Here is a 14,150-nt window from a genome sequence, read left to right on the forward strand (position 1 = left end):
GGCCTGCTCGGGCAGCGCGACCGCGGAACCGACGCCGCCACCGCCCGGAGCCGAGCCCGGACCCACACCGGCGTCCGCACCCGCACCCGTACCCGCACTCACGGCCAGGGCCGTACCGGCATCAGCACCGGGAGCCGGAACCGCTCCGGCTCCGCCCCCGATCGGCACCTCGAGAACGAAGGCGCTGCCGCTCATCCCGGGAACCTCGTGCGTCTGCAGCACTCCGCCGTGCGCGCGCACGATCCCCCGCACGATCGGCTCGTGCACCGGGTCTCCCCCGGTGTACGGCCCGCGCACCTCGATCCGTACGACCTCGCCGCGCTGCGCGGCCGCCACGACGACCGTGTTGTCCATGTAGCCACCGGCCGAGACCGGTGCGTTGCCCGTGGAGTCGACGCCCGCGACGTCCGCGACGAGATGCGCGAGCGCGGTCGCGAGCCGCTGCGGGTCGACCTCGGCCTCGATGGGCGGCGCGTGCACGGCGAACTGCACCCGACCGGGCCCGATCAGCTCGACCGCCCCGTCGACACCGGCCGCGACGACCGCGTCCAGCATCACTTTCGTACGGGTGACCTCTTCGGTCCCGGAGTCGAGGCGCTGGTAGGCGAGCACGTTGTCGACGAGTGTGGTGATGCGCGAGTAGCCGGCCGAGAGGTGGTGCAGCACCTGGTTGGCCTCGGGCCACAACTGACCGGCGTCGTCCGCGGCGAGGACCGACAGCTCGGTCCGCAGCTGGTCCAGCGGCCCGCGCAGGGAACGCCCGAGCACGGCGAGCAGCTGCTCGTGCCGCGCGGACAGCGCCTCGTACCGGTCCTTCTCGCGCTCGGCGAGTGCCGCGTACCGGTCGTCGCCGGCGGCCAGCTCCTCCTCGTGCCGCTCGCTCAGCTCGGCGAGCTGCGTGCCGTGCTCCTCCCGGAGCGCCGCCAGCTCCTTCGCGTGCTCCTCGGCGGCCCGTTCGAGCTCTTCCTGGTGCCGCTGGGCCTCGGCGTCCTTCTCCTCGGCGAGCGAGTCGTACGGCCGGCGGTCCGTGAAGGTCATCACGGCTCCGACGAGCTGGTCGCCGTCCCGTACGGGCGCGGTGGTCAGGTCGACCGGCACCTTGTCACCGCTCTTGGACCACAGGACCTGCCCGCGCACCCGGTGCTTGCGCCCGGAGCGCAGGGTGTCGGCGAGCGGCGACTCCTCGTACGGGAAGGGCTCGCCGTCGGCGCGCGAGTGCAGCATCAGCGGGTGCAGTTCCTGCCCGCCCAGGTCGCTGGCCCGGAAACCCAGTATCTGAGCGGCGGCCGGATTGACGAGAACGACCCGTCCCTCGGTGTCCGTTCCCACGACACCCTCGGCGGCGGCCCGCAGGATCATCTCCGTCTGCCGCTGCGAACGTGCGAGCTCCGCCTCGGTGTCGACGGTGCCGGAGAGATCGCGTACGACGAGCATCAGCAGCTCATCGCTGGTGTAGCCGTAACCGTCGTAGGCCTGCTGGCCGTTCTCCAGGTTCGCGCTCGTGACCTCGACCGGGAACTCGCTGCCGTCGGTGCGGCGGGCGATCATCCGGGTGGGCCTGGTGCGGCCGCTCTCGTCGACGGTGTCGGGCCGCCGCATCGTGCCGGGGATGAGCCGGGAGTCGAACTGCGGCAGCAGATCGAGCAGTCCGCGACCGACGAGAGCCGTGCCCGGGGCCTCGAAGGCCTCCAGGGCGATGGTGTTGGCGTTGACGACCGTCCCATTGGCGTTGACCAGCACCAACGCATCGGGAAGCGCGTCGAGTATGGCTGCGAGGCGAGCAGCGCCTCGGGATGGCCTGCTGCTCACGAGACGCTTCCTCCCTGTTACCGCACCTTGCCGACCGCGGGTGCCATCTTGCCAACCGGTCCGCGACGTGTCACGCGAGGGAGTCTACGGGCAGTGGTTGCGCTCGCGACGCCGGATGAGAGGGAGGTCGCACGTAGAGGGGACGCAGAACGGACGCAGAAGACACGGAGAACCTGTGACCGTGCGTTTCGCGCCCTGGGCCCATGAGCCCGCTGTGTGATTCCTGTCCACGCCGCTCCTCCGCTCCGCCCTTCATGCTCCACGAACCGAGCTCACGAACCGAGCTCACGAACCGAGCTCACGAACCGAGCTCCTGAAGACTCCCGAGGACGCCCGAAGATTCCTGCGGGGCGGATTTCTACGATCCGAACCCCGGAAGGACCGGCACGAGGGCGTCCCAGCGGGCGATCTCGCACCCGTCGGCACGCGCGTACGTAGCGTCGACGGGCCGTCCGGCCCAGGTCCCCGTGACGTGCGCGGTGGCCGGACCGCCGTACTGCATCGTGCACATCCCGCCCGGCGCGGCCGGCGCGAACGGGTCCTTGCCCCAGGTGGTCCTCCGGTCCAACTGATCGCAGGCGGCCCGGGCGTCGGGGTGGCTGCCGCCCACCGGGTGACAGTCCAGTTCGAACGTCCCGTCCTTGCCGCCGCCCGCCTTGCTCACGGTCACGGTGAGCCGGTCGCCGTCGTCCGCGCCGTTCACCGGTGGCGGCATGACGGGAAGCGACGCGGCGTACGCGGCCGGCGGCGCCGCGGACAGCGCGGCGAGCGACGCGGCGGCGGAGGTGGCGACGGTGAGGGCGAGACGGCGCAGCATGAGGGCTCCAGTGGGTGAGACGGATCAGCGGGGACCGGATCGGCGGGGACCGGATCGGCGGGGACCCGAGGGACGACCTCCGCGTCGGCTCCGGTGTCTCGTGGGTCTCGTCGTCCGGCGGTCTCGTCGTCCGGCGTCGGTCGGCGTCGCCGGGGGCGTGCGCCCACTCCTCTAACGCCCTCCGTGCCGTGACGTTGCGCCGCGGGATGGGCTTTGCCCTCTGACCTTTCCGCCTAGTACCGTGGGGGGCGATTGGTGACAGCCCGCTCGGCTGTGTCATCATCTGCACGCACCATTCGCGCTCGCGCGGACGGTTGTGCTGGAGGCGTCGCCTAGTCCGGTCTATGGCGCCGCACTGCTAATGCGGTTTGGGACTTAAATCCCATCGAGGGTTCAAATCCCTCCGCCTCCGCCGAAGATCCCGAAAGCCCCGGTCATCACTGACCGGGGCTTCGGTCGTTCCTTGATCGTTCCGGTGCGTCCGGCGAGCCTCGCCGGGGGCCGCTTCGGGGTCGTTTGCGCAGGTCAGGCCAGGTCCGACAAACGGATTTCGCCTCACGCCGCCAGTCATGTAATGTTGTTCCCGCAACGCCGACCGGGAAGAAAAGCCCGGAAGGAAGAGCGAAGACAACAGAACACACAAGCACTCGTAGCTTAACGGATAGAGCATCTGACTACGGATCAGAAGGTTGCAGGTTCGAATCCTGCCGAGTGCACACAGGTAAGAGGCCCCGGACGGTGAGTCCGGGGCCTCTTGCGTTGGGGTGGGCGGGTGTTGGGGTGTGTGGCGGAGAAGCGTGGCGGTCAGGTTCCGCGGACCTCTTCGAGATAGTCCCTCATCAACTTGCCGGTTCGGGTGAACCAGTCGTTCAGGACCGCGATTTCGGCGGGGGAGTAGTCGTTGAACTGTTCCGTCAGGCGGGCGTAGTACGGGCCGTAGAGGGCGGTGACGCGGTCGACCGCGGACGGGACCGCGGCGATGCGTACGCGGCGGCGGTCGGACGGGTCGGGTTGGCGGGTCACGTAGCCCGCGCGTTCCAGGCGGTTGACGATGCCGGTGACCGCGCCGGTGGTGACGTGGGCGCGGGCGGCCAGGTCGCCTGCCGTGAGCAGGTCCTCGCCCGCCTCCAGGACGTAGCCGAAGCAGGTCAGGTCCGAGGCGTTCAGGCCCAGGCGCTGGGCCATCTCGTGCTGGGCGACCATGCTCGTGGCGATGACGTGGTCCATCGCCGAGAGGGTCTCCGCCGGGGTGGCCGGCGGGCGCCGGCGCGGGCCCGAGCCACTCTCGCTCGCCCTCTTCTCACTCACCCGCTGCTCCTTCTTCTTCTCTCGCTCCTCATTCTCACCCTGTCCGCCCCCTGGAAGATCCCTTAGTTCGTAAGGTAAATTTCTTACTTGCTAAGAGGATCGGGATCGGGCGGATTCTGGGCGTGCGTCGCCCCGGCGGCCCGTCAGCCCGTCGGTCTGGCGGTTTCGCGCAGTCAGGAGGTACGTACATGAGCGGGCATCAGCATGACGAAGGGCACACCGTCGCCGGGTGGACCGGTTGCGCCGTGGCCGTTGTGGGCACTTCGGTGGCCGGGATCTGGCTGGGTCTCGGCGTCGTGGGGCTCGGTGTGCTGGTGACCTGGGCGCTGCATCTGGCCGGGTGGGGCAAACCTCCCGGGATCCGGCCGGTGGCGGAGCGGGGCATGTGGGTGCGGGACCGTGCCGCGCGGGCCGGGCATCCCGCGTGTGTCGGGTGCCGTCTGGCCGGGCGGGGGCGTTCGGTGACCACCACCGGCGTGGCTGTCTCCGCCCAGGGGATGCAGGGGGTGCATGGGGTGCATGGGGCCCAGGGCGTGCTGCGGTCGGATGCCGCCTCGGGATCCGGCCCCTCCGAGTCTGCTTCCTCCGAGTCCGTGGTCTGACGGTCGTCGTGTTGCCCGAGGGGCGTCGAGTTGCCGAGGGACGTCGCGTTGTCAGTGGTGCCCTCTACGCTCGTGAGTGATGGCACAGCTGTGGAAATGCACGGGGCTTCGGTGGGGCGGAGAAGGGCCCGTGCTGACGTGGGACGGGGGGCGTCGAAGTGCGTTGCCGTGGGGGAAGCGGGTTGCGTTCGCCGTTGCCGGTGAGGGCGGGCGGACATGTGTGGGGGCGCGGGGGAACAGCTGTCCTTCCGGGGCCGCGGTGTCCGGGCGGAGCGTCGGGGCCCGGTGTGAGGAGTGCGGGCGGCTGGACCGGGCCCACTCCGTCGCCGCGGACACCATCGCCGACGATCCACGGCCCTACTCCGTCTATCTGGCGTGGTTCGGACCCGGGTTGGTCAAGGTCGGCATCACCGCCGTCGAGCGCGGTTCCGCCCGGCTGCTGGAGCAGGGCGCCGTCGTCTTCACCTGGCTGGGGCGGGGACCGCTGATGGCCGCCCGGCGGAGTGAGGAGTTGCTGCGTACGGCGCTGGGGGTGCCGGACCGGATTCCGTACGACGCCAAGCGGGCCGTGCGGAGCGAGTTGCCGGACGCGGGGGTGCGGGTGGCGGAGGTCCGGGAGCTGCATGCCCGGGCCGTGGGGCTGGGCGGGTGGCCCGAGGCGTTGGAGCGGATGCCGTTCGCGGCCGTCGATCATGCGGCGGTCTTCGGGCTGGACGGGTTGCCGCCCGCCGCCGGTGTCGTCGGTGAGCCCGTGGCGGGGGGTGTCGTGAGCGGGGAGCACGTCGCCGCCGCCGGGCCCGACCTGCATCTGCGGACCGGTCGCGGGGTGGTCGTGCTCGACACGCGGCTCATGACCGGCTGGGAACTGACCGGGACCGGCGGGGGCGAGCGGGGTGAACGACGTGAAGTCACCGTGCCTGTACGGGAGTTCGGTGGGGTTCAGGGTGGACTCTTCTGAGGGACAGGTGGAGGCGGGCGGAATGGTCAAGAGATCGATCCCTCGTGGATCCCCTTCGGCAAAGGCCCTGGACGTGGTGCGACGGCGGGGCCGAGAGTGGGCGACATGAGCGATCACTTCATAGCGCCTGTCGCCGATGCCCCCGCCACCCCTTCTCCCGCCACCACTGGCTTTGCCTCCGCTCCAGGCTCCGCCCCCGTCGTGCCCGTCGCCGCATACGAACCGCCTTACTACGCCGTCGTGTTCACCTCGGTGAAGACGGAGGAGGGCGGACGGGAGGGGGCGGCCGGAGGGTACGCCGAGACCAACGAGCGGATGGAGGAGCTGGTGGAGAAGATCCCGGGATACCTCGGGATGGACTACGCGGGTTCCCCCGGCGGGCTGTCCATCACCGTCGGGTACTTCCGAGACGCGGACGCCGTCGAGGAGTGGCGGACCAATGCCGAGCACCGGGCGGCACAGAGGCGCGGGCGTGCCGAGTGGTACGAGCGCTACACCCTGCACGTCGCCAAGGTCGAGCGAAGCCATGGGTTCGAGCGTGAGCACGGCTGACGGGGTGGGTGCGGCGAGCGGGGCAGACCGGCCGGACGGTGAGGACAGGCCGGACGTGTACGACGGGCCGGACGGGGGCGAAAGGACAGACACGGAAGGCACGTCGGACGAGACCGCTGAAGTGCGGCTGTTCTGGGAAGGGCTCGGGCTTCCCGGGCTCGTCGACGTCCATACCCACTTCATGCCCGAGCGGGTCCTGAAGAAGGTCTGGGAGTACTTCGACGCGCTCGGGCCGCTGACCGGTGGCGTCGAGTGGCCCATCACCTACCGGGCCGAGGAGCGCGAACGGGTCGGGCTGCTCCGGGAGTTCGGGGTGCGGGCGTTCACCGCCATGCTCTACCCGCACAAGCCGGGCATGGCCGAGTGGCTGAACCAGTGGGCTGTCGAGTTCGCCGGCCGGACCCCCGACTGTCTCCATACGGCGACCCTCTTCCCGGAGCCGGGCGTGGCGGCGTACGTCCACAAGGCGGTGGACGAGGGCGCGCGGGTCTTCAAGGCGCACGTCCAGGTGGGGGCGTACGACCCGGCCGACGAACTCCTCGATCCGGCCTGGGGGTTGCTCGCCGAGGCCGGGATGCCTGTCGTGATCCACTGCGGTTCGGGGCCGTCGCCCGGCAAGCACACCGGGCCCGATCCGATCGGGCGGGTGCTCGCTCGGCATCCGCGGCTGCGGCTGGTGTTCGCGCACATGGGGATGCCGGAGTACGAGGACTTTCTCGGCCTCGCCGAGCGGTTCGGCGAGGTGCGGCTCGACACGACGATGGCGTTCACGGACTTCAGCGAGCAGTTCGCCCCGTTCCCCCGGCGGGCGCTCCTCCGACTCGCCGGCCTCGGTGACCGGATCCTGCTCGGGACCGACTTTCCCAACATCCCCTATCCGTACGTCCATCAGCTGCGTGTGCTGGAGGGGCTGGGTCTCGGGGACGAGTGGCTCCGGGCGGTCTGTCATGACAACGGGGCGCGGCTGTTCGGGCTGTGAGGAGTTGGGAGGAGAGGCGTGGGCGGAGGAAGGGAACAGGCGGCGGGGGTCAGTCGGTGATGATGAGTTGCTCGTCCGTCGACAGTTCTCGCCAGGAGAGGCTGAGTGCTCCGTCGGTGACCTGGTGGACGTCGAGCTTCATGAAGTAGACGTCGTCGTTGGGCGCGGTCATGGCAGGCAGGCGCAGCGTGCGGAGCGCGCGCCCGGTGTCCGCGTCGAGGACGAGCAACTCGGCGTCCCGGACACGGCGCTTGGCGTCCGCCTCGGTGAGGAGGGGCTGGCGCACGAGGTACACCCGGCCGTCGGCGATCACGCCTGAGCCGTACTCCTGGCCGGCCGGCGCCTTCAGCCGCCAGGCGAGGCGGCCGTCCTCGGTGTCGTAGGCGTGCAGGACGGTGTCATGGTCGCCGTCGCCGTTGCCCTCGGCGTCGGTGGCCAGCAGCACGGTGCCGCTGCCCGCGCCGACCGGATTCCACGCGGTGGTGTCCAGGTCGGCTCGCGGAATGGCTCCTTCCCGGCTCATGTCGAGCAGTTGGACGGCCGGTGGTGAGTCGTCCGTGTCCGGTTTCGGGGCGGCCAGCGTGTGTGCGTCGCCCCTGACCGCCCACTTGGGGTCGCTGATGCGCCGCTGCCAGAGGGCCTTCCCCGTCCGGTTGTCGACGCCGAGCAGGAGGTAGTACTGCTCCTTGTCCGTGTCGGGACTCGCCACGTTGCACAGCACCGGGACCGCGCTCACATGGTCCGGCAGGGAGTACACGGCATAGACGCCCACTTCGGAGCAGGACTTGGGCGTCTTCGCCGTCCACAGGCTCCGGCCGTCGCGCTCGTCGAAGGCGCGCACGGCGCCGGGTGCCGCGGTCAGGGCCTGACCCGCGCCGAGGCTCACGTTGCGGAAGCCCTCGCCGTGACCGAGGTCCTCGCGCCACAGCCGCTTGCCGGTGCGCAGATCGACACCGACCAGGGTGCTGTCCGAGTAGGCGATCACCACGGTGCGTCCCGACACGTCGAACGACATCACGACGGAGCCCTCGTCCTGTCGCTCGTAGCGCCAGTACTCCTTGCCGGTCCGCAGGTTCACCGCCCGTGCGCCGTCGGCCGTCGACTCCACGGACAGGCCGTGCACCAGGGCTCTCTCCCCCGTCCCACGGCGCATGACGTGCTCGGGCGCGACGGGTGCTTCGGTGCCGAACGCGGCGGGAAAGGGCCCCTGCGCACCCGTGACGACGTCACGGTTCTCGTACCACCCCAGGAAGAGGAGCACAGGGAGCATGAGCAACACGATCGCGAACGCCAAGTACATCGGGTTGTCGCGCATGCGCACAGGTCCCGGCTGTCCCAGCAGATGCACAGGTCTGTCCCCACCAGCCATAACAGCCCCCCCCACAGGCCACCCCCTGATCACCATACCGGCGGCTGACGGATCCTCCCCCGTCGCAGTCCGCGGAGGCAAGGAGTTCCCGGAGCGTTGCCTGAGAGGTGCCTGTGTGTTTCTCAGGGAATTCACAGGTTCCAGAAAGCGTGTTCTCAGAGGAGCCCAGCAATGTGTTCGCTATGACCACGACCTCGCCCCAGGGGCGCACCGAACTGCTGAGGCCGGACGGGAGCCCCGTCCGAGTGCTTGTGGTGGACGACGAGCTGTCGATCACCGAGCTGTTGTCCATGGCCCTTCGCTATGAAGGCTGGCAGATCCGCAGCGCGGGTGACGGGACCGGTGCGGTGCAGACCGCGCGCGAGTTCCGGCCCGACGCCGTGGTGCTCGACATGATGCTGCCCGACATGGACGGTCTCGCCGTCCTCGGCCGGCTGCGCCGCGAGCTGCCCGACGTGCCCGTTCTCTTCCTGACCGCCAAGGACGCGGTCGAGGACCGGATCGCGGGCCTGACGGCCGGCGGCGACGACTACGTCACCAAGCCCTTCAGCCTCGAAGAGGTCGTGGCACGCCTGCGCGGGCTCATCCGCCGCTCCGGTGCCGCCGACCGCCGCTCCGACTCGGTGCTCGTCGTCGGTGACCTCACCCTGGACGAGGACAGCCACGAGGTGTCGCGGGCCGGCGAGGGCATCCACCTCACCGCGACCGAGTTCGAGCTGCTGCGCTTCCTGATGCGCAACCCGCGCCGGGTGCTCAGCAAGGCGCAGATCCTCGACCGCGTGTGGTCGTACGACTTCGGCGGTCAGGCCAACGTCGTCGAGCTCTACATCTCCTATCTGCGCCGCAAGATAGACGCCGGTCGTGAGCCGATGATCCACACCCGGCGCGGTGCGGGGTATCTGATCAAGCCCGCGGTGTCATGAGCGGTCGACGACAGCTGCGGAAGCAGCGGCGCCGACAGCCTCGGACGCTGCGGACGCGGCTCGTCGTCTCGGCGGTCGCGCTCATCGCGGTGGTGTGTGCGGTGATCGGTACGGTGACGACCATCGCCTTGAGCGAGCACCTCTACCAGCAGCTGGGCGACAAGGTGACCGAGGCCGCCAAGCGAGTCGGTGGTCCGCCGGCGGACCAGTTGCCCGGGAACCCGAACGACGGCGCGTTGTCGCGGCCCGCCGGGGCCTCCTCGAAGGATGACCCGCTCACGGAGTTCGTCACCAAGGGCGGGACGCAGAAAGACACCATCGCCGCGCAGGTCGACGCCGACGGCGGGATCACCAAGGCGGTCGTCGCCGTGGAGAAGTCCACCGGCGGTGCCTTCGACGGCATGGACGCCGACGAACTCAGCGAGGCGGCGAAGGCCGCGCTCGGTTCCGTGTCCAAGACCGGCATGCACACCATCGACATCCCGGGCATGGGCGAGTACCGCGTCACGTACGTGACCGGAGTCAAGGGCGACTTCTACGTCGCCCTCCCCACCGAGTCCGTCACCAGCACCATCAACACCCTCGTCATCGTCGAGGTGAGCGTCACGGTGGCCGGCCTGATCGCCGCCGGAATCGCCGGCTCCGTCCTCGTCACGGTCGCCCTCCGCCCCCTCCGCAAGGTCGCCTCCACCGCCACCCGCGTCTCCGAACTGCCGCTCCACAGCGGCGAGGTGACGCTCAACGAGCGGGTGCCCGAGTCCGAGACCGACCCCCACACGGAGGTCGGACAGGTCGGCGCCGCGCTCAACCGCATGCTGGACCACGTCCACGGAGCCCTGCACGCGCGCCAGGAGAGCGAGACGCGTGTACGACAGTTCGTCGCGGACGCGAGCCATGAGCTGCGTACACCGCTGGCGTCCATCCGCGGATACGCCGAGCTGACCAGACGCGGACGGGAGGAGACCGGGCCCGACACGAGACACGCGCTCGGCCGGATCGAGTCCGAGGCGGGGCGGATGACCGGGCTCGTCGAGGACCTGCTGCTGCTCGCGCGCCTCGACGCCGGACGGCCCCTGAGCTACGAGCACACCGACCTCTCACCGCTGGTCGTGGACGCCGTGAGCGACGCCCGCGCGGCCGGTCGCGAACACAACTGGCGGCTGGAGCTGCCCGACGAACCCGCGCTCGTGCTGGCGGACGCCGCCCGCGTCCAGCAGGTCATGGTGAATCTGTTTGCGAATGCGCGAACGCACACGCCGCCGGGTACGACCGTGACCGCGCGCGTGCGCCGTCAGGGAGCCTGGGTGTGCGTGGATGTCCAGGACGACGGTCAGGGCATTCCGCCGGACCTGCTCCCGCATGTCTTCGAGCGGTTCGCGCGGGGCGACTCGTCCCGGTCACGTGCCTCCGGGTCCACCGGACTCGGGCTCGCCATCGTGCAGGCCGTAGCGGCCGCGCACGGCGGCGCGGTGACCGTGGACAGCGTGCCCGGACGCACCGTCTTTACCGTGCACCTGCCCGCGCTGGCGCCCGAAGCCGCGCATTCTCATGAGGCCTTCATTTCCTCATCGAATTCGCAATCGTACTCACAGGCACAGCACAGCACGACCACATGGGTGCAACAGGGCGCCTGACGAGAGTCTTCGTCATGCGAACCGAACCTTCTCCCGGCAACCTGCCGGCGCGGGAGCACCTCCCGGCCGGAAATGCCGGTACGCCTGTCCTGGACGTAGTGATCCCCGTCTACAACGAGGAGAAGGACCTCCAGCCGTGTGTGCTCAGACTGCATGAGCACCTTGCCCGCACCTTCCCGTACGCGTTCCGCATCACCATCGCGGACAACGCGTCCACGGACACCACTCCCCTGGTGGCGGCGCGGCTGGAGGCGGAGATAGCCGAGGTCAGGGCGTTCCGGCTGGAGCAGAAGGGGCGCGGGCGAGCACTGCGCACCGTCTGGTCCGCCTCGGACGCCCCGGTCCTCGCCTATATGGACGTCGACCTCTCCACCGACCTCAACGCGCTCCTCCCGCTGGTCGCCCCGCTGATCTCAGGTCACTCGGACCTGGCGATCGGCTCGCGGCTCGCCCGCAGCTCGCGGGTGGTGCGGGGCGCCAAGCGGGAGTTCATCTCCCGCACGTACAACCTGATCCTGCGGGGCTCGTTGCAGGCCCGTTTCTCCGACGCCCAGTGCGGTTTCAAGGCGATCCGGCGCGATGTCGCGCAGGTGCTGCTGCCGCTCGTCGAGGACACCGGATGGTTCTTCGACACCGAGATGCTGGTCCTCGCCGAGCGGGCCGGGCTGCGGATCCACGAGGTGCCGGTCGACTGGGTCGACGACCCGGACTCGACCGTGCACATCGTGAAGACCGCGACCGACGACCTGAAGGGTGTCTGGCGGGTGGGGCGCGCCCTGGCCACCGGTTCGCTGGCGCTCGACCGGCTCGCCCGTCCCTTCGGTGACGATCCGCGCGACCGCGAGATCAGCGGCGTACCGAAGGGCCTCGCCCGCCAGCTCGTCGGGTTCTGTGTCGTGGGCGGTCTGTCCACGCTGTTCTATCTGCTGCTCTACAGCGGCTTCCGTACGTTCTCGGGGTCGCAGGTCGCCAACGCGCTCGCCCTGCTCGTCTCGGCGGTCGCCAACACGGCGGCCAACCGGCGTCTCACCTTCGGTGTGCGGGGCCGGGGCGGCGCGGTGAAGCACCAGGCGCAGGGTCTGGTCGTCTTCGGCATCGGGCTCGCCCTGACCAGTGGTTCGCTCGCCGCCCTGAACGCGGCGACGAACGACCCCGCGCACTCCACCGAACTGGCGGTGCTCATCGCCGCCAACCTCGCGGCCACCGTGCTGCGGTTCCTGCTCTTCCGGGCCTGGGTGTTCCCGGACCGGCGCGACGAGTCACCGTCGACCGTCGTCGCCTCGCACACACCCGCCGTGCCGGTCGGACCGGCGTCGCCCGTCTTCGCGACGGCGCCGCAGTCCCCGTACAGCACGACGCCGGAGCCGTACGGCCCGACGTCCGCTCCCTACGGCACGACCCACTCTCCGCACGACCACCAGACTTGGGGGGACGCGACCATGCAGCTCCAGCCGGTGCGTCCGAACGATCACGATCCGAGGGACGCACGATGACGACGACTCAGCCCGATACGACCTATCAGGGGGGCGTCGGCCCCTCCGGGGGCGCGAGCCCCGACTGGGGACCGCCAGGACCGACCGGGTCGACCGCCGCGCAGGAGCCCGTGGTTGCTCCGCCGGCCGCCCCCGAGGACGGCAGCCCCAAGCAGCCCTTCGTACGCCGCCTGTGGCGCGGGCGGCCCGAGGACCACCGCTGGACGCGTCCCGCGTTCCTCGGCACGCTGCTGCTGATCGGCGCGCTCTACACCTGGAACCTCACGGCCTCCGGGTACGCCAACTCCTTCTACTCCGCGGCCGTCCAGGCCGGCAGCCAGTCCTGGAAGGCCTTCTTCTTCGGCTCGCTCGACTCGGCCAACGCCATCACCGTCGACAAGCCCCCGGCCTCCCTGTGGCCGATGGCCCTGTCGGTGCGGCTGTTCGGCCTGAACTCCTTCGCGATCCTGTTCCCGCAGGTCCTCATGGCCGTCGCCACGGCCGGAGTGCTGTACGGGGCCCTGCGCCGCCGGTTCAGCGCCGCGGCCGGCTTCATCGCGATGGCGGTCTTCGTGCTCACGCCCGTCGCCGCGCTGATGTTCCGCTTCAACAACCCGGACGCGGCCCTCGCGCTCCTGATGGCCGTCACGGTCTACTGCGTGCTGCGCGCCATGGAGAAGGCCCAGACGAAGTGGCTGGTGTGGGCGGGTGCCGCGGTCGGTCTCGCCTTCCTGGTGAAGACCCTCCAGGCCTTCCTGATCCTGCCTCCGCTGGCCCTGATCTACGTGGTCTTCGCGCCGACGACCCTGCGCAAGCGCATCGGCCAGGTCCTCCTCGCCGGGCTGTCGATGATCGTCGCGGGCGGCTGGTGGGTGGCGATCGTCGAGCTGTGGCCCGCGTCCTCCCGCCCGTACATCGGCGGCTCGCAGAACAACTCCTTCCTTGAACTGACCTTCGGCTACAACGGACTCGGCCGTATCAACGGCGAGGAGACCGGCAGTGTCGGAGGCGGCGGTGGCGGTGGCGGCGGCTCCTGGGGCGAGACCGGCTGGGACCGGATGTTCAGCTCCTCCATCGGCGGCCAGATCTCCTGGCTGATCCCGGCCGCGCTGATCGTGCTCGCCGCGGGCATCGCCCTCACCTGGAAGGCCAGGCGGACCGACACGGCCCGCGCCGCGTTCCTCGCCTGGGGCGGCTCGCTGCTGATCACCATGGTGATCTTCAGCTTCATGCAGGGCATCTTCCACGAGTACTACACCGTGGCCCTCGCCCCGTACGTCGCCGCCGTGATCGGCATGGGCGCGAGCGTGCTGTGGGAAGAGCGCGGCAAAATGTGGGTCTCGCTCACCATGGCGGCCGGGGTGACGGCCACCGCGGTCTGGGGGTACGTCCTCCTGAACCGTTCCTCCGACTACCTGCCCTGGCTGAAGTGGCTGGTCCTGGTGGGCGGCCTGGTCGCCGCGCTCGGCCTGGTCTTCGTCTCGCGGCTCGGGCGCCGACTGGCCCTCGGGGTCGTCGGGCTGAGCTTCGTCGCGGCCCTCGCGGGTCCGACGGCGTACACCCTCACCACGCTGAACGAGGGCCACACCGGTTCGATCGTGACGGCCGGTCCGGCGGTCTCGGGCGGCAGGGGCGGACCCGGCGGCGGTGGCCGTGGGCCCCGCTCGGGTCCACGGCCACCGGCAGAGGGCCGTCCCCCTCAGCCGGAGATCTTCAGGTGTCAGAAG

12 protein-coding genes and 2 tRNA genes are annotated in these 14,150 nt (G+C 70.3%); 10 read left to right on the forward strand and 4 right to left on the reverse strand.

Annotated features, from left to right (window positions below; all coding sequences use genetic code 11):
* Positions 1 to 1,809: PAS domain-containing protein (locus tag O3Q52_RS33510; protein WP_269652424.1), on the reverse strand; the 1,809-nt coding region annotated here is incomplete at its 3' end.
* Positions 1,810 to 2,167: 358 nt separating this feature from the next.
* The gene (locus O3Q52_RS33515; protein WP_269652425.1) at positions 2,168 to 2,626 is read right to left on the reverse strand and encodes an SSI family serine proteinase inhibitor; all 459 of its coding nucleotides are present in this window, start codon (positions 2,624 to 2,626) and stop codon (positions 2,168 to 2,170) included.
* Between the two features lie 321 nt (positions 2,627 to 2,947).
* On the opposite strand from O3Q52_RS33515, the gene O3Q52_RS33520 reads away from it, so the two are divergent.
* Together O3Q52_RS33520 and O3Q52_RS33525 are read left to right on the forward strand one after the other, a co-directional pair.
* Positions 2,948 to 3,038 (forward strand) — tRNA-Ser (locus O3Q52_RS33520).
* Between the two features lie 231 nt (positions 3,039 to 3,269).
* Positions 3,270 to 3,342, forward strand: a tRNA-Arg gene (locus O3Q52_RS33525).
* Positions 3,343 to 3,430: 88 nt separating this feature from the next.
* Here O3Q52_RS33525 and O3Q52_RS33530 read toward each other — a convergent pair.
* The gene (locus O3Q52_RS33530) at positions 3,431 to 3,853 is read right to left on the reverse strand and encodes a MarR family winged helix-turn-helix transcriptional regulator (protein ID WP_269652433.1); all 423 of its coding nucleotides are present in this window, start codon (positions 3,851 to 3,853) and stop codon (positions 3,431 to 3,433) included.
* Between the two features lie 269 nt (positions 3,854 to 4,122).
* Between O3Q52_RS33530 and O3Q52_RS33535 the strand changes: the two genes are divergently transcribed.
* The 4 genes from O3Q52_RS33535 (at position 4,123) to O3Q52_RS33550 (ending at position 7,025) form a co-directional block, all read left to right on the forward strand.
* Positions 4,123 to 4,536, forward strand: coding sequence for a hypothetical protein (locus O3Q52_RS33535; RefSeq protein WP_269652426.1), 414 nt, complete (start codon positions 4,123 to 4,125; stop codon positions 4,534 to 4,536).
* A 79-nt stretch (positions 4,537 to 4,615) separates the two neighbouring features.
* On the forward strand, positions 4,616 to 5,494 hold the full coding sequence (locus O3Q52_RS33540; protein WP_269652427.1) for a DUF2797 domain-containing protein: 879 nt from the start codon (positions 4,616 to 4,618) through the stop codon (positions 5,492 to 5,494).
* Between the two features lie 105 nt (positions 5,495 to 5,599).
* Positions 5,600 to 6,046: an antibiotic biosynthesis monooxygenase gene (locus tag O3Q52_RS33545; protein WP_269652428.1), complete on the forward strand. Its 447-nt coding sequence runs from the start codon at positions 5,600 to 5,602 to the stop codon at positions 6,044 to 6,046.
* A gap of 121 nt (positions 6,047 to 6,167) precedes the next feature.
* Positions 6,168 to 7,025, forward strand: coding sequence for an amidohydrolase family protein (locus O3Q52_RS33550; RefSeq protein WP_269652434.1), 858 nt, complete (start codon positions 6,168 to 6,170; stop codon positions 7,023 to 7,025).
* A 49-nt stretch (positions 7,026 to 7,074) separates the two neighbouring features.
* On the opposite strand, the gene O3Q52_RS33555 is transcribed toward O3Q52_RS33550, so the two are convergent.
* A complete protein-coding gene (locus tag O3Q52_RS33555; RefSeq protein ID WP_269652429.1) occupies positions 7,075 to 8,340 on the reverse strand; it encodes a PQQ-binding-like beta-propeller repeat protein in 1,266 nt (421 codons plus the stop codon).
* 236 nt (positions 8,341 to 8,576) lie between these two features.
* Between O3Q52_RS33555 and O3Q52_RS33560 the strand changes: the two genes are divergently transcribed.
* The 4 genes from O3Q52_RS33560 to O3Q52_RS33575 all read left to right on the forward strand — a co-directional run.
* On the forward strand, positions 8,577 to 9,317 hold the full coding sequence (locus O3Q52_RS33560) for a response regulator transcription factor (RefSeq protein ID WP_055616400.1): 741 nt from the start codon (positions 8,577 to 8,579) through the stop codon (positions 9,315 to 9,317).
* Positions 9,314 to 10,951, forward strand: a complete 1,638-nt coding sequence (locus tag O3Q52_RS33565; RefSeq protein WP_269652430.1) for a HAMP domain-containing sensor histidine kinase — start codon at positions 9,314 to 9,316, stop codon at positions 10,949 to 10,951. Before O3Q52_RS33560 ends, O3Q52_RS33565 begins: the two co-directional genes overlap by 4 nt.
* A gap of 14 nt (positions 10,952 to 10,965) precedes the next feature.
* Entirely contained in the window at positions 10,966 to 12,444 is a 1,479-nt protein-coding gene (locus O3Q52_RS33570; RefSeq protein WP_269652431.1) for a bifunctional glycosyltransferase family 2/GtrA family protein, read from the forward strand.
* On the forward strand, positions 12,441 to 14,150 hold a 1,710-nt coding region (locus O3Q52_RS33575), incomplete at its 3' end, for a glycosyltransferase family 39 protein (protein WP_269652432.1). The genes O3Q52_RS33570 and O3Q52_RS33575, both read left to right, overlap by 4 nt.

The sequence above is a fragment of the Streptomyces sp. ActVer genome (assembly GCF_027270795.1).
GTDB classification, from domain to species: Bacteria; Actinomycetota; Actinomycetes; order Streptomycetales; family Streptomycetaceae; genus Streptomyces; species Streptomyces umbrinus_A.

Bases quoted from the DNA above. Each gene is read 5' to 3' on its own strand.
- O3Q52_RS33515 (WP_269652425.1), bottom strand. From the start codon at position 2,626: ATGCTGCGCCGTCTCGCCCTCACCGTCGCCACCTCCGCCGCCGCGTCG.
- O3Q52_RS33530 (WP_269652433.1), bottom strand. From the start codon at position 3,853: ATGGACCACGTCATCGCCACGAGCATGGTCGCCCAGCACGAGATGGCC.
- O3Q52_RS33535 (WP_269652426.1), top strand. From the start codon at position 4,123: ATGAGCGGGCATCAGCATGACGAAGGGCACACCGTCGCCGGGTGGACC.
- O3Q52_RS33540 (WP_269652427.1), top strand. From the start codon at position 4,616: ATGGCACAGCTGTGGAAATGCACGGGGCTTCGGTGGGGCGGAGAAGGG.
- O3Q52_RS33545 (WP_269652428.1), top strand. From the start codon at position 5,600: ATGAGCGATCACTTCATAGCGCCTGTCGCCGATGCCCCCGCCACCCCT.
- O3Q52_RS33555 (WP_269652429.1), bottom strand. From the start codon at position 8,340: ATGCGCGACAACCCGATGTACTTGGCGTTCGCGATCGTGTTGCTCATG.
- O3Q52_RS33560 (WP_055616400.1), top strand. From the start codon at position 8,577: ATGACCACGACCTCGCCCCAGGGGCGCACCGAACTGCTGAGGCCGGAC.
- O3Q52_RS33565 (WP_269652430.1), top strand. From the start codon at position 9,314: ATGAGCGGTCGACGACAGCTGCGGAAGCAGCGGCGCCGACAGCCTCGG.
- O3Q52_RS33570 (WP_269652431.1), top strand. From the start codon at position 10,966: ATGCGAACCGAACCTTCTCCCGGCAACCTGCCGGCGCGGGAGCACCTC.